The 12,949-nt window shown below is 69.3% G+C and carries 13 protein-coding genes; 10 read left to right on the forward strand and 3 right to left on the reverse strand.

Annotated features, from left to right (window positions below):
- Nucleotides 1-92 precede the first annotated feature (92 nt).
- From BLR41_RS01075 to BLR41_RS01100, 6 genes are all read left to right on the forward strand, one after another.
- Nucleotides 93-947: a helix-turn-helix domain-containing protein gene (locus BLR41_RS01075; protein WP_092625448.1), complete on the forward strand. Its 855-nt coding sequence runs from the start codon at nucleotides 93-95 to the stop codon at nucleotides 945-947.
- The gene (locus tag BLR41_RS01080; protein WP_092625450.1) at nucleotides 944-1,141 is read left to right on the forward strand and encodes a DUF397 domain-containing protein; all 198 of its coding nucleotides are present in this window, start codon (nucleotides 944-946) and stop codon (nucleotides 1,139-1,141) included. Before BLR41_RS01075 ends, BLR41_RS01080 begins: the two co-directional genes overlap by 4 nt.
- Before the next feature lie 574 nt (nucleotides 1,142-1,715).
- On the forward strand, nucleotides 1,716-2,588 hold the full coding sequence (locus tag BLR41_RS01085; protein ID WP_092625452.1) for an ESX secretion-associated protein EspG: 873 nt from the start codon (nucleotides 1,716-1,718) through the stop codon (nucleotides 2,586-2,588).
- A gap of 87 nt (nucleotides 2,589-2,675) precedes the next feature.
- A complete protein-coding gene (locus tag BLR41_RS01090; RefSeq protein WP_092625454.1) occupies nucleotides 2,676-3,623 on the forward strand; it encodes a SurA N-terminal domain-containing protein in 948 nt (315 codons plus the stop codon).
- 191 nt (nucleotides 3,624-3,814) lie between these two features.
- Nucleotides 3,815-4,849 carry a nucleoside triphosphate pyrophosphohydrolase gene (locus BLR41_RS01095; protein ID WP_092625456.1) on the forward strand — a complete coding sequence of 345 codons (1,035 nt, stop codon included), beginning with the start codon at nucleotides 3,815-3,817 and terminating at the stop codon, nucleotides 4,847-4,849.
- 137 nt (nucleotides 4,850-4,986) lie between these two features.
- The gene (locus BLR41_RS01100; RefSeq protein ID WP_092626004.1) at nucleotides 4,987-5,730 is read left to right on the forward strand and encodes a lysozyme family protein; all 744 of its coding nucleotides are present in this window, start codon (nucleotides 4,987-4,989) and stop codon (nucleotides 5,728-5,730) included.
- 120 nt (nucleotides 5,731-5,850) lie between these two features.
- Here the strand turns inward: BLR41_RS01100 and BLR41_RS01105 are convergent, their stop codons facing one another.
- Nucleotides 5,851-6,528 (reverse strand): hypothetical protein, encoded by a 678-nt coding sequence (locus BLR41_RS01105; RefSeq protein WP_092625458.1) that lies wholly within the window; start codon nucleotides 6,526-6,528, stop codon nucleotides 5,851-5,853.
- A 170-nt stretch (nucleotides 6,529-6,698) separates the two neighbouring features.
- On the opposite strand from BLR41_RS01105, the gene BLR41_RS01110 reads away from it, so the two are divergent.
- Nucleotides 6,699-7,538 (forward strand): lytic transglycosylase domain-containing protein, encoded by an 840-nt coding sequence (locus BLR41_RS01110; protein WP_092625460.1) that lies wholly within the window; start codon nucleotides 6,699-6,701, stop codon nucleotides 7,536-7,538.
- Between the two features lie 272 nt (nucleotides 7,539-7,810).
- On the opposite strand, the gene BLR41_RS01115 is transcribed toward BLR41_RS01110, so the two are convergent.
- Nucleotides 7,811-8,194, reverse strand: coding sequence for a tetratricopeptide repeat protein (locus BLR41_RS01115; RefSeq protein WP_092625462.1), 384 nt, complete (start codon nucleotides 8,192-8,194; stop codon nucleotides 7,811-7,813).
- Nucleotides 8,195-8,462: 268 nt separating this feature from the next.
- Between BLR41_RS01115 and eno the strand changes: the two genes are divergently transcribed.
- Genes eno through BLR41_RS01130 form a run of 3 tightly spaced genes read left to right on the forward strand, consistent with a single transcriptional unit; the run spans nucleotide 8,463 to nucleotide 10,816 of the window.
- Complete coding sequence (gene eno / locus BLR41_RS01120; protein ID WP_092625464.1) at nucleotides 8,463-9,749, forward strand: phosphopyruvate hydratase; 1,287 nt, start codon at nucleotides 8,463-8,465, stop codon at nucleotides 9,747-9,749.
- Nucleotides 9,750-9,752: 3 nt separating this feature from the next.
- The gene (locus BLR41_RS01125; RefSeq protein WP_092625466.1) at nucleotides 9,753-10,280 is read left to right on the forward strand and encodes an FtsB family cell division protein; all 528 of its coding nucleotides are present in this window, start codon (nucleotides 9,753-9,755) and stop codon (nucleotides 10,278-10,280) included.
- Nucleotides 10,281-10,288: 8 nt separating this feature from the next.
- Nucleotides 10,289-10,816 (forward strand): DUF501 domain-containing protein, encoded by a 528-nt coding sequence (locus tag BLR41_RS01130; RefSeq protein WP_092625468.1) that lies wholly within the window; start codon nucleotides 10,289-10,291, stop codon nucleotides 10,814-10,816.
- A gap of 388 nt (nucleotides 10,817-11,204) precedes the next feature.
- On the opposite strand, the gene BLR41_RS01135 is transcribed toward BLR41_RS01130, so the two are convergent.
- Nucleotides 11,205-12,884, reverse strand: coding sequence for an isovaleryl-CoA dehydrogenase (locus BLR41_RS01135; protein WP_092625470.1), 1,680 nt, complete (start codon nucleotides 12,882-12,884; stop codon nucleotides 11,205-11,207).
- Nucleotides 12,885-12,949: the final 65 nt, after the last annotated feature.

The following is a 12,949-nucleotide window of genomic DNA, read 5'->3' on the forward strand; positions in this document are numbered from 1 at the left end:
GGTACCAAATAATCCATGTGTCGGTACCACGAGATCAATCGCTCGTTCGAGTGATCTGTTTGCGCAGCCTGGATGCACTAGAGTTTGGTGACATGGCCGAGACCACGAACCCGGCGCCGCGTGCTTACTTGCTCGGTTCCGAGCTGCGCTACGCGCGTACGCAAGCGCGTATGACCATGCGTGATCTGGCCGAGCGACTGGATTTGTCCCACTCGGTGCTTGTCAGGTGGGAGAACGGGGCGCGGATCCCTTCGTCGGATTCGGTATCGGCGATCTGTGCTGTGCTCGGACTCTCCAGCTCGGAGCGAGACCGGTTGGCAGAGATGGCACGTGAAGCAGCCGCCGAACCGCCGAACTCGGTATCTGTGGGATCGACCGGTGAGCAGGATCAACTCGCCGCGCTGCTGGAGTACGAACGTAACGCGGCCACGATCACCAACGTGTCGCCTGTGTTGATGCCCGGACTCACACAAACTTCCGCCTACGTGAGGTCCATCGTCGGGACCGAGACCGAAAACGTGGACAAATGGGTCAGCATGCGACTGGGGCGCAAGGACATCATCACTCGTCGCCGTTCGCCTGCCAACTATGTCGCGTTCATCCTCGAATCCGTACTCCATCAACGGATCGGCGATCTCGAAACCCAGGTAGACCAGCTTTTTCACCTTGTTGAGCTGGGCAAACTTGCGAACGTCGAGATCCGTTTGATTCCGGCTGAAGCAGGCTGGACTCCGGCGCACACCGGGCCGTTCGTGTTGTTGGAGTTCACCAAAGCCGATGCTGTGGTTCATCTGGAACACCACAGGTCAAGTGCCACACTGCGAGACAAGGAAGACGTAGCGGCGTTCCGCGATGCGAGAGATCATCTCGACCGGGTGGCAATGAGCCCGGTGGATTCAGTCGAACACATCACCACGGTGGCCAACCGATTGGAGAGTACAGCGTGAGTTTACCGCAGATTCCGCACAGTTGGCGGAAGTCCAGCCGTTCCAGTAACCAAACTGATTGCGTCGAAGTCGGTTGTCTCGATGGTGGCGCGGCGGTGCGCGACACCAAGGACCGCTCGGCCGGGTACTTCACCACCACCAGCCAGCAGTGGAGCACGTTCCTCAACGCGGTCAAGACCGACCGCTTCAGCTGAACCCCAGCGAAAAGCACAGCGTCCCCGGAGCGATCCGGGGACGCTTTTTGTGTCTCTCCCCGCGTGCGGGGCCTACGACCGGGAGAAGTTCGAGCACTGGGAACAGGTGGGTCCATCCCCGCGCGTGCGGGGCCTACTTCGTCAACCATTCCGTTGTCAGTCTCGACGAAGGTCCATCCCCGCGCGTGCGGGGCCTACCGACCATCCCCGACCCCAGGCGTCCGCCGGAGCGGTCCATCCCCGCGCGTGCGGGGCCTACGAACCGGCAAGACCCACCAGGCGTACGGAGCAAGATCCATCCCCGCTTGCGCGGGGACTACGCTCACTGGGCTGGGAGATTAGCGGTGCGAGCGCGTCTTGAGAACCACTTCGTCGCACCTCATCGGACGGACCGTGCTCCGGACCGCGCCGAATTCCCGAATCCCACCGGCGACCACCGCCCCCGGAAGGGCGGCGCGCGGATCTCGCGGGAAAACCACGGGCAACTCACCTCGGAGTGTGATCCGAACCTCCCCCGGGCAACCGCCCCGGATGCGATACTCGTGCTGTGGGGGCGGCATCGAGAGGTCGAGAGGTGAGTGTGTCCAGTCCCCGCTTCGACCGCGTCATCAGCGAACCGGTCATGCTCAGCTACGCCGCCTACGACGTGCTGCACCACGAGGAGTTCGGCGCGGGCGTCGCCAAACCCGCCGGGTTGGAGGGCATTTCCCCCGGTGCCACGCACCGCGAACGCGCGGCGATCGTCGAGGCGGCCACCGCCGAACTGCGCCAGGCCGGTCTGACCAGGGGTGGCGCTCCGATCGGTGCGCTGCGGGACACGCTCCGCCTGCTGCGCACCCCGCAGCGTCGCATCCACGGCTGGTACTCCATCCGCGCCGACGCCGGGGCCACCCGCGGCGGCTTCCAAGTGGCCGAGGCCGACGGCTTCGCCGTGCTCGCCGCCGTGGAGCACGACCGCGTGCTGCTCGAACCGGTCGAGCCCGACGCCCTGCCGTCCACAGTGGCCGGACTGCTGCCGGATGCGCCACCGGTGGACGAAGCACCGACCACCATGCCGCCCCCGCCTGCCCGACACACCGTGCCGGACCGCGACCGCCATTCCCGGTCCGAGTCGAACGGGTGGAATGCCCCGAACGAGTGGAATGATCCGGACGCACCGGACGACGAGCGGCCACCCCGGACGCGGTCGACCTCACCGGGACATCGACTGCTGGAACGGCTGACCGCGCCGCCGCTGGACTTCGCGCTGCGCGCCGTGCGCTCGCAGTACGTCTCGCGCGGCACCGAGCGGGAGTGCGAGTTCCCGCTGAACTACTACGCGGGCCCCGATGGGGCGCTGCTCACGGTGATCAAACGCGACGAGGACGATGAGCCGCTGCTGCACCTCCACCCGGCGTCCACGGAGGTCTTCCTGCGGGAGCTGCGTGAGCTGGGCCGGTTCCGCTGAACTCCCGATGATTGCACGGAGGGTGAGTAAGCATGATCACAGCGGGCTTACGGACAGCGGCGGGGTGCTCGTGAGAAAGTGGCCCTTGTGAGATCAGTCATCGCGCGCCCACGGTTGATTATCGCGCTGCTCGCGGCCTGCCTGCTGGCCGGTTGTGGTTCCCAGCCGTCCCGGATCGGCTCGGCAGCGCTCGTCGGTGACCAGGCCATCCCGGTGAGCACGGTGCAGCAGCGGTTCGAGGCTGTCATCGGTGAGCGCCCGCAACTGCGCGAGCAGCTCGACGAGCAGGGACGCAAGGACGAGCTGGCACGGCAGATAGCCGCGTTCACCGTGCGGCAGAAGCTCGCCGAAGTGGCCGCTCGCCGCCAGAACCTGCGGGTCTCCGAGCAGGAGATAACCCAGTGGGTGCAGCAGCGGGGCGGTCCGGAGGCCGCCACCGAGGGAACCATCTTCACTGCCGACGAGGTCCGCTCCGTGGCGCGTTCGCTGGTGCTGATGCGCAAGCTCGGCAGCAAGCACCTGGCGAGCACCTCGGTGGTCTTCGACTACACCAGCGCCACCAGTCGCGCCGAGGCCGAGCGCAAGGCGAACCGCATGGCCCGTGGCCCGGAGCAGGCCGCCGAGCTGATCCGGCAGGACAAGTCCGGCGGGGTTCCGGCGGGCTCGGGACGCGAGCTCAGCGCCTCACGCGCGCTCAGCTTCGCCGCCCAGACGCCGCTGTTCGCGGCCGAGGAGGGCACGGTGCTCGCCTTCCCCGGCCCCGGTAGGCAGAGCGCCGGTCAGTGGCTCGTCGCGCGGATCACCGAGCGCAGCACCGGAGACGGTGACGGCCAGTCGAGCACACCCTCGCTGGGCAGTCAGGGCGAGCAGCTCACGCAGGCCTTCGGTGCGCGGCTGCTGGGGCTGACCGCGCAGCGCGTCGGTGTCGAGCTCAGCCCGCGCTACGGCGTGTGGGACCCGCTGGAGCTCACCGTCGCGCCGGACGAGGGGCAGACCAGCGGATTCCGCATCCCCGAGCGGGAGAGCCGGGCCTGATCGAGGTTTTCCGGATCGGGTGGCTCGCTTGCCGGAACTTCCCACCGCTTCTCGCGCCGGGAGCCGCGACCTCGGGTGGTGACCGGCGGCGAGCCGCCGAGGAGCGGCTGCCGTGGTTTCCGCCCCCGGTGTGCTCCGGTTGGAAGACCGAGGGCACACCATGATCGAGTAATGGCTGGAACAATCGGGGTATGAGTGCCGTCGGTGAATCCCGCCCCTCCGTCGTCGACGGCTGCGCGGTGGTGCTGGTGGACGACCGCCTCGGGGACGTCGTGCCCGCCGAGGCGGTTCCCTGGCTGCGCGGCGCGGGGGAGGTCTACGCCGATCCCGGCCTGGCCGAGCCCACCCGTGACTCGTTGGGCGCAGCCGCGCCGCCGGAGCACACCGAGCTGCTGCGCCGGGCCGCCCGCGAGCCGGTCGTGCTGGTCGCCCCCGACGATCACTCGGCAGCGGTGCGGGAACTGCTGGCGGCGGGGGCCCGCGAGGTGCGCGCGGCTCCCCCGCCGGGAGTCGAGCTGTTGGACGCGGTGACGGTGATGCACCGGCTGCGTTCCCCCGGTGGCTGCCCGTGGGACGCGCGGCAGACGCACGAGTCGCTGCGCACCTATCTGGTCGAGGAGACCTACGAACTACTGGAGGCCCTGGAGGGTGCCGACCGCGGGGCCATGCGGGAGGAACTCGGTGACGTACTGCTGCAGGTGTTGTTCCACGCCCGCGTGGCGGCCGAGGACGAGGCCGACCCGTTCGACGTCGACACCGTGGCGGCCGAGCTGGTGAGCAAGCTCGTCTCGCGTCACCCGCACGTGTTCGCCACCGACGATTCGGTGCACGACGCCGAGTCGCAGCACGCGCGGTGGGAGGAGCTCAAGCAGCGCGAGAAGCAACGTGAGTCCGTTGTGGACGGTGTGGCGCACGGGCAACCGGCGGCGGCGCTGGCGGCCAAGCTCGTGCAGCGCGCCGAGCGGGCCGGGGTACCGGCCGAGCTGATCGGCGACGACTCCCACCCGGGAGCCGAGCTGTTCGACGCCGTGGCGCGCGCCAAACGACACGGCACCGACCCGGAGGACACGCTGCGCGCGACCTCGCTGGCCTTCGACCGACGCATCCGGGCCGCCGAGGCACGCGCGCGCACCGCCGGAGCCGATCCCGCGCGGCTCTCCGAATCCGATTGGCGCGAGTACTGGCCAAAAGCCGACGAAACCGGTGAAATCGACGAACCGGGCTGAGGTCTTCCAACCGTGACCGGCGACTCCACCGAACCCGGTGGGTCGGGTAACAGTTCAGTGACCTAGGGAGGTCCGCGACCGTGCCGCGACGACGGAAAGCATCCGACTCGCCGCTCGTGCTGCTGAGCGGACTGGCGATGCTCGCAGTGCTCGTGCTGTTGGCCGGGTTGCTGGACAACGGCGGGCCCCGGAACCAGTCCCGGTTGCCCAGCGCCACGGCACCACCCCGCGCCGGGGTGCAGCCACCCCAGGTGCGCCCGTTACCCGGCGGCGCCGACCCCGCCGCGACCTCCCGCCCGCAGCGGCAGCTCTCCGACTGGGCCGAGAACCTCTCCGACGAGCTCAACATCCCGATGGCCGCGCTGGAGGCCTACGGTTACGCCGAACTGGCCCTGGAACGCACCAGGCCGGACTGTGGGCTGAGCTGGTCGGTGCTCGCCGGTATCGGCGCCGTCGAGTCCGGTCACGGCCGTTACGGCGGGTCGGATCTGGACAGCACCGCCCGCCCCGAGCCGCCCATCCGCGGGATCCCGCTGGACGGCAGCGAGGGCGTGCGGCTCATCCGCGACACCGACGATGGAGAGCTGGACGGCGACAAGGTCTACGACCGCGCCGTGGGCCCGCTGCAGTTCATCCCGACCACCTGGCGTGACTGGGGACGCGACGGCGATGCCGACGGGGTGGCGGACCCCGACGACCTCGACGACGCGGCGCTCGCCGCGGGCTACTACCTCTGCGACTCGGGGAACGACCTGCGCCTTGCCGAGCAGTTCCGCGAGGCCGTGCTGCGTTACAACGCCAGCGGCGACTACGTGCAGCAGGTGCTCGACCACGCCGACGACTACGGCAAGCGCAGCCGCGAACTGCTGCGGACGAAGTGAGGCTTCCACTCGACCTACCGGTGTGGTCGCGCGGTGGGCTTCTCGCGGCGGTGATTCGCGTGAGTTGTTCGGCGCCGGGAGCACCCGATACCCCTCCCGAGCGGTTCGTTCCCGCCTCGGTCAGAGCGTCATACGCTGCAGCAGATCGGGGGCGACGACGAGGACGAACCCGGCCACCAGCAACGGCGGCGTCAGCACACCGATGCGTCTCAGCCGGCCGTCCCGCGTGTCGGCCAGGTGGAGCGTGAGCAGGACGGCGCAGCCGCAGCAGAGCAGCAGCAGGACATCGCTGTCCGCGAACCCGAATCCCGTCTCCTCGATCGTGGCGGCCAGCAGCAGTGCGATCGCGGTGGCGGTGGCAGCCGAACCCGACCAGGATGCCCCGCCGATGGCGGAGAAGACAGCTCCCAGTACTGCCCCTGCCAACATCGCCAGCACACACCACATGACCAGGTTGCTCACCTGGATCCCGATGTCGGGCGCGTCGGGGTAGTAGACGATGTTGTAAAGCAGCGGTTTGCCGACGTAAAAGGCCACCACCGCGCCGAGCAGGCAGGCGATGGTGCGCGGCACGGCCGCGCGAGGAGTGCGGCGAGCGCTGACCAGCACGGCCAGCAGCACCCACGGGGTCAGCGCGTGCGCGAACGGGTTCAGCAGGCGGTGGTAGAACCCGAAAGCGGCGAACGCGCCGGAGAGCAGCCCGATCGAACCGAGGAGCAGCAGTACCCCGCTGTTCCACAACGGACCGTTGTCGTGGCTCCGCGCCGCCGCGTTCGCAACGGACTGGTCATCCGACACACCGGCTCCTCGGGATCACTGGTGGTGCTGTTCTCGTGCTCCGCGTGCCGGGCGTGGAGCACGCATCAGTCTCGCACACCAAGATCGCGTTCCGGGCCGTTGCGAAGAAGGATCCGGACAACTGCGAACAAAGGTCACGTACGGCTGGACAGGTCGCCTAGCCTGTTGCAGTGACCGAATCCGCTTCGTCGAAGCACCCGCGTTCCCGCTCGGTGCCGCGTGCGGTACTGGCCGTCGCCGGGCGCGGCGCCCTCGCCCTCGGCACGGTGGCGAGCACCGTGCTCGGTGTGGGTGCGGTGGCGGTGCTCGGGGAACCGTCCGCCGCCCCGCAAGCACCCCCGCTGGCGCGGCAGAACGTCGAACCCGCCCCGGTGGAACCGGGGTCGAGCGCCCCCGGCCGGTCCGCGACCGGCTCCGAACCCGGCGCCGAATCGGGCGACGACCCGGTGCGCGACTGGGCCAACGAGGTGGCCGCCGTCGTCGACGTTCCCGCCCGGGCGCTGGTGTCCTATGTGAACGCCGATCTGGCCATGCGCAGCCGAGCTCCGAGTTGTGGCGTGGACTGGGCGACCCTGGCGGGCATCGGGCGGGTCGAGTCGGACCACGGGCGCTACAGCGGGCGCAGGCTCGGCGCCGACGCGGTTCCCTCCACCCCCATCATCGGTGTGCCCCTGGACGGCGGTGAGGACGTGCGTGCCATCACCGACACCGACGACGGCGTGCTCGACGGTGACACCGTCCACGATCGAGCCGTCGGGCCGATGCAGTTCATTCCCTCCACATGGGCGAAGTGGAGCACCGACGGCAGCGGTGACGGGGTGGGTGATCCGCACAACCTCGACGATGCGGCGATGGCCGCCGCGCGCTACCTCTGCGCGGGCGGGCGCGACATGCGCAGCGGCGACGGCTGGTGGTCCGGCGTGATGTCCTACAACAACTCGGTTTCCTACGCCAGGAAGGTGTTCAGCCTGGCCGAGCGCTACGCCCAAGCAGGCAGTCGCGACGAATGACGTCGTGTCGGGAGTGCGGCTCGGTCTGCTTGGCGGTGCGGTTGGCGGAACCTCACGGGCCGTCTCGCTGCGGGATCCTCGACATCGAGTAGTTACTACGCCACGTCGAGGCTGTCCTCGCGAGACGACCCGTGAGAACCCGCGGCGGTGCCGGTTACGGGATGGGGGCTTGGGCGCGCTGAAGCAGGTCCCCACTCGACGGGCACGAGGGAGCCGCGTTGAGTATCGCTCTACGAAATGCGGGACTGTCGTGTTGTTGGTGGTGGGATACGTCACTCGGTCGCGTTGACCCGAGCGATGTGCGCTCGGATCTCTCCAAGTACTTCCTGGTACGCGGGATCGGGGTACATGGTCGTGGCCAGCCGCACCTGCGTGTGGGCTTCGTGCAGTCTGCCCTGCCGTTGCAGGGTTCTTCCCAGTACGAGTCGGGCATAGTGGTCGGACGGGTCCAGTTCGATGACTCGCAGGAACGCCAGTTCGGCACGCTGGAACTGCGCCGAGAACAGATACGCGCGTCCTGCCAGCAGCTGCACGCTCGGCTTGTCCGGATCCTCGGCGAGCACCGGACCGAGCGCGCGTAACGCCTCCAGCGGGCGTCGCTGCGACACAAGGGTTTCCGCTTTGCGGAACGCTTCTACGGTACCTTCAGCCCTCATTACCATACCCACGGTACGACTAGATCGACGGTTCCGCCATAGTGCCGAACGGGTGCTTCGCCGACTCGGTTCCCAAGGTCATCCGCCGGAACGGCGCGTTCGTCGCACATGCCGGGAGCCCGACCGCGAGCCTGCGGCGGACGATCAGAGCGCCCGGTTAGGCTCGGAGGCAGTCGTCGGGCGTCCGGTCTCCCCCGAACGGGACCGTCGTGGAAGCATCGCGGCGGGCCGTGGCGTCTCGGATTCACAAAGCTTGTTAGGAGCACACGTGGCGATCATCGAGCAGGTCGGCGCTCGCGAGATCCTGGACTCGCGGGGCAACCCCACCGTCGAGGTCGAGGTGGCCCTGGATGACGGCACGCTGACCCGCGCTGCCGTTCCCTCCGGAGCATCGACCGGCGAACACGAGGCCGTCGAGCTGCGCGACGGTGCCGCCGACCGCTACGGCGGCAAGGGCGTGGAGAAGGCAGTGGCAGGCGTGCTGGACGAGGTGGGCCCGGAGCTGGTCGGCGTGGAGGCCATCGAACAGCGCGTGGTCGACCAGAAACTCGTCGACCTGGACGGGACCCCGACCAAGTCCAGGCTGGGGGCCAACGCGATGCTCGGTGCCTCGCTGGCCACCGCCAAGGCGGCGGCCGAGTCGACCGGGCTCGAACTCTTCCGGTACGTGGGTGGCCCCAACGCGCACGTGCTGCCGGTGCCGATGATGAACATCCTCAACGGCGGCGCGCACGCCGACACCGGTGTGGACATGCAGGAGTTCATGATCGCGCCCATCGGCGCCGACTCGTTCTCGGAGGCACTGCGCTGGGGCGCCGAGATCTACCAGGCGCTGAAGTCGGTCCTCAAGAGCAAGGGCATGGCCACCGGCCTCGGTGACGAGGGCGGTTTCGCACCCGACCTGCCCAACAACCGCGAGGCGCTCGACCTGATCGCCACCGCGGTGGACAAGGCGGGTTACAAGCTGGGCAGGGACGTGGCGCTGGCACTCGACGTCGCCGCGACCGAGTTCTACTCGGACGGCGTCTACCAGTTCGAGGGCTCCAAGCGCAGTGCCGAGCAGATGATCGGTTACTACACCGAGCTGCTCAACTCCTACCCGCTGGTCTCGATCGAGGACCCGCTCTCGGAGGACGACTGGGACGGCTGGACCCGGATGACCTCCGAGATCGGGGAGAAGGTTCAGCTCGTCGGTGACGACCTGTTCGTGACCAACCCGGAGCGGCTGGAGGAGGGCATCAACCGGCGCGCGGCCAACGCGCTGCTGGTCAAGGTCAACCAGATCGGCACGCTGTCCGAGACCCTCGACGCGGTGAACCTGGCGAACTCCTGCGGCTACCGCAGCATGATGAGTCACCGTTCCGGCGAGACCGAGGACACCACCATCGCCGATCTCGCGGTGGCCACCGGATGCGGCCAGCTCAAGACCGGTGCGCCCGCCCGCAGCGAGCGGGTGGCCAAGTACAACCAGTTGCTGCGCATCGAGGAGAACCTCGGCGACGCCGCCCGCTACGCGGGTGAGCTGGCATTCCCCAGGTTCAGCGCGGAGGTGTGATCCATGCCGACCGGGCGACCGGCACAACGCGATCGACGGGACGAGGCGGACGGCACGAGCCGTACCCGGCAGTCGACGCGTGCGCGGCGCCCGCGCGGTGACTCGGACGGCAGGACCGCGCCGCGCCGGAGGTCCGGGTCCCGAGGGGCCCGGACCCCGGCGGGCACCGGTGGTGCGTTCAAGCTCTCCTCCACCAGACGGGCCGCCGTGCTGGCCACCCTCGTGTGCGCCATGGCGCTGAGCGTCTCGGTCCCGCTGCGCACGTATCTCGGGCAGCTCGACGAGCTGTCCGACCTGGAGCAGCGGGAGCAGCAGTTGAGCGAGGAAGTGCAGCGGCTGTCGGAGCGGAAGGCCGAACTGTCGGACCCGAGTCGGCTGGAGGCCGAGGCGCGGGAACGCCTCGGCTACGTCCGGCCGGGCGAAACGCCCTACATCGTCGAGCTGCCCTCCGAGGAGAAGCAGCAGTCCACGGAGCAGGCCGCTCCGGAGTCGAAACCGTGGTACCAGCAGCTGTGGAACACGTTCACGTGAGAAGGGAAGTGACGGTGTCGGGCGTGGACCCGAGCGGTGAGCCCACCGCGACCGAGGACGACCGGCTGATCGTGCGGCGCCAACTGGGACGCCCGCCCAGGGGGATGCGCGACGTGGTGACCCGCGACTCCTCGGGCGAACCCACCGTGGTGCGCACCAGCCCCCGGCTGCCGGACGGGACCCCGTTCCCCACGCTGTACTACCTCACCGCGCCCCGGCTGGTGACTCTGGTGTCCACGCTGGAGTCCGAGGGGCTGATGCGCGAGATGACCGAGCGGTTGGCCACCGACACCGGGCTGGCCGAGCGGTATCGCCGTGCGCATCGGGATTACCTAGCCGAACGCGACGCGCTCGAACCGCTCGGCACCGAGGTCAGCGCGGGCGGGATGCCCGGCAGGGTGAAATGCCTGCACGTGCACGTGGCTCATTCATTGGCCAAGGGGCGCGAGGTTAACCCGTTCGGGGACGAGGCGCTCGATGTGATCGCCCAGCGGTGGCCCACCGAAGCACCGGAGCTCTTTCCCGGGTTCGGGTGACTTCCGGACGGGTTGCGTGCTTGGTCCCGTGGCGGAACCTCTCGCACGGCTCTCGCTGCGGGGCCGACGACATCGAGTAGCGACCTACACAACGTCTCCGGCGTCCTCGCGAGAGCCGCACGGGAGAACCCGCGGCGGTGCCGACTGCGAGGGTGGTCGGTGCTCGGTCTGTGGGAGTGGTCGGAGTTCGGCCCTGCGGCGAGGGCGCGACGATTTCGCGGGAAATTGACGGAGCACGGGGTCAAACCTCCGCACTGGGGCGTCAATTTCGCGAGAAATTGACGCCGCCCCGAAGTCGGGTGGCGGGGCCTCCCGCGCGGCTCTCGTCGCGGCCGGTCCCGACATCGTAGCGGTGTCGATCGCCCAAGGGGTGGTAGTTCGGCGTGGCTCAGTCCTTCCGGGGAGTGACCCGGTCCAGCAGGACGTCGGATCGGGTGCCGGTGGCGCCGAGGGTGTGGGCGTCACCGTCCAGCCGGGTCGCCAGGAAGGTTTCGGCGACCTCCTTCGGCGCGGTGCGCAGCAGCAGGCTCGTCTGCAGCGTCAGCACGAGCCGTTCCGCCAGGGCGCGGGCCCGTTCCTCGCGCGGTTCGCCCAGTTCCTCCCGCAGCTTTCGCAGCGAGCGGTCGTAGCGCTCGTCCTGCCCGGCCACGCGGTCCAGCTCGGCCAGCAGCGTCTCGGCCGTGTCGGGCTGCTTGTGCAGCGCGCGCAGCGTGTCCAGCGCGGTCACGTTGCCCGAGCCCTCCCAGATGGACAGCAGCGGCGCCTCCCGGTAGAGCCGGGGCATGCCGGACTCCTCCACGTAGCCGTTGCCTCCCAGGCATTCCAGCGCCTCGCCGATCACCGTGGGGGCGCGCTTGCAGACGTAGTACTTCGTGGCGGGCAGCGCCAACCGCAGCAGGTCCAGCTCGGCCCGGTCGCCGCGCTGCCCCCGGTCGATCGCGCTCGCCAGCCGCATCGCCAGGCCGATCGCCGCCTCCGACTCCACCGCCAGATCCGAGAGGACCGCGCGCATCAGCGGGGTCCGGTGCAGCGTGCTGCCGAAGGCGTCGCGGTGCGCGGCGTGGTGCGCCGCCTCCGAGAGCGCGACGCGCATGTTGGCCGCGGAACCGAGCACGCAGTCCATCCTGGTCATCGAAACCATGTCGATGATGCTGCGCACCCCGCGCCCTTCCTCGCCGATCAGCCAGCCGATCGCGCCCTCGTACTCCAGCTCGGCGGAGGCGTTGGACTTGTTGCCCAGCTTGTCCTTGAGTCGCCGCAGCCGGACCGCGTTGCGCGTACCGTCCGGCAGCACCCGGGGGACCAGCAGGCAGCTCAGCCCGGCAGGGGTCTGCGCCAGCGTGAGGAACAGGTCGTTCATCGGCGCGGAGGTGAACCACTTGTGCCCCACGATCCGGTAGCTGCCGTCGGCCAGCGGCTCGGCCGTGGTGGTGTTGGCGCGGACGTCCGAGCCGCCCTGCTTCTCGGTCATCGACATCCCGGCCAGCAGACCGCGCTTGTTCGCGGCGGGCCGGAGACCGAAGTCGTAGCTCCCGGCGCGCAGCCCCGGTTCGTAGATCTCGGCGAGTTCGGGGCTGTGGCGCAGCGCGGGAACCGAGGCGAAGGTCATCGAGATCGGGCAGCCGTGGCCCGCCTCGGCCTGTGACCACAGGTAGAACCCGGCGGCGCGGTGCAGGTGCGCCCCTGCCGGCGCGTCCGGTGCCCACGGTGCCGCGTGCAGTCCCTCGGAGACCGCGCGTTCCATCAGCCAGTGCCAGGAGGGGTGGAACTCCACCTCGTCGATGCGGTGCCCGTAGCGGTCGTGGCTGTGCAGCACCGGCGGGTGCTCGTTGGCGAGCCTGCCGTGCTCACGTGCCGTGGCGGAGCCCGCCTGCCGCGCCAGCGGGCGCAGTTCCTCGATCCGTGCCGACTGCCCGTGCTCGGCCAGCGCTTCCCGCAGGGCCGGATCGCAGTCCAGCGGATCGAAGTCGTCCAGCGGGGGCGGCTGGTTGCTGACCTGGTGGGTCGCCGGGATGGCGAAGTCGGCTGCGGACTCTCCGGGCTGCGTCATGCCCGCAGCGTAGGACATATCGGTTACCGAACAGTAGTAGTCGTCGCTCCCAGATCGAGCGGCGCAGTCGCGCGCGAGGAGCC

The sequence above is a fragment of the Actinopolyspora mzabensis genome, assembly GCF_900101095.1.
GTDB lineage: Bacteria > Actinomycetota > Actinomycetes > Mycobacteriales > Pseudonocardiaceae > Actinopolyspora > Actinopolyspora mzabensis.

What these genes read in the sequence shown, in the direction of transcription:
- BLR41_RS01075 (WP_092625448.1), top strand. Translation starts at nt 93, where the DNA reads ATGGCCGAGACCACGAACCCGGCGCCGCGTGCTTACTTGCTCGGTTCC.
- BLR41_RS01095 (WP_092625456.1), top strand. Translation starts at nt 3,815, where the DNA reads ATGAGTGCCGTCGGTGAATCCCGCCCCTCCGTCGTCGACGGCTGCGCG.
- BLR41_RS01100 (WP_092626004.1), top strand. Translation starts at nt 4,987, where the DNA reads ATGCTCGCAGTGCTCGTGCTGTTGGCCGGGTTGCTGGACAACGGCGGG.
- BLR41_RS01115 (WP_092625462.1), bottom strand. Translation starts at nt 8,194, where the DNA reads ATGAGGGCTGAAGGTACCGTAGAAGCGTTCCGCAAAGCGGAAACCCTT.
- BLR41_RS01125 (WP_092625466.1), top strand. Translation starts at nt 9,753, where the DNA reads ATGCCGACCGGGCGACCGGCACAACGCGATCGACGGGACGAGGCGGAC.
- BLR41_RS01135 (WP_092625470.1), bottom strand. Translation starts at nt 12,884, where the DNA reads ATGTCCTACGCTGCGGGCATGACGCAGCCCGGAGAGTCCGCAGCCGAC.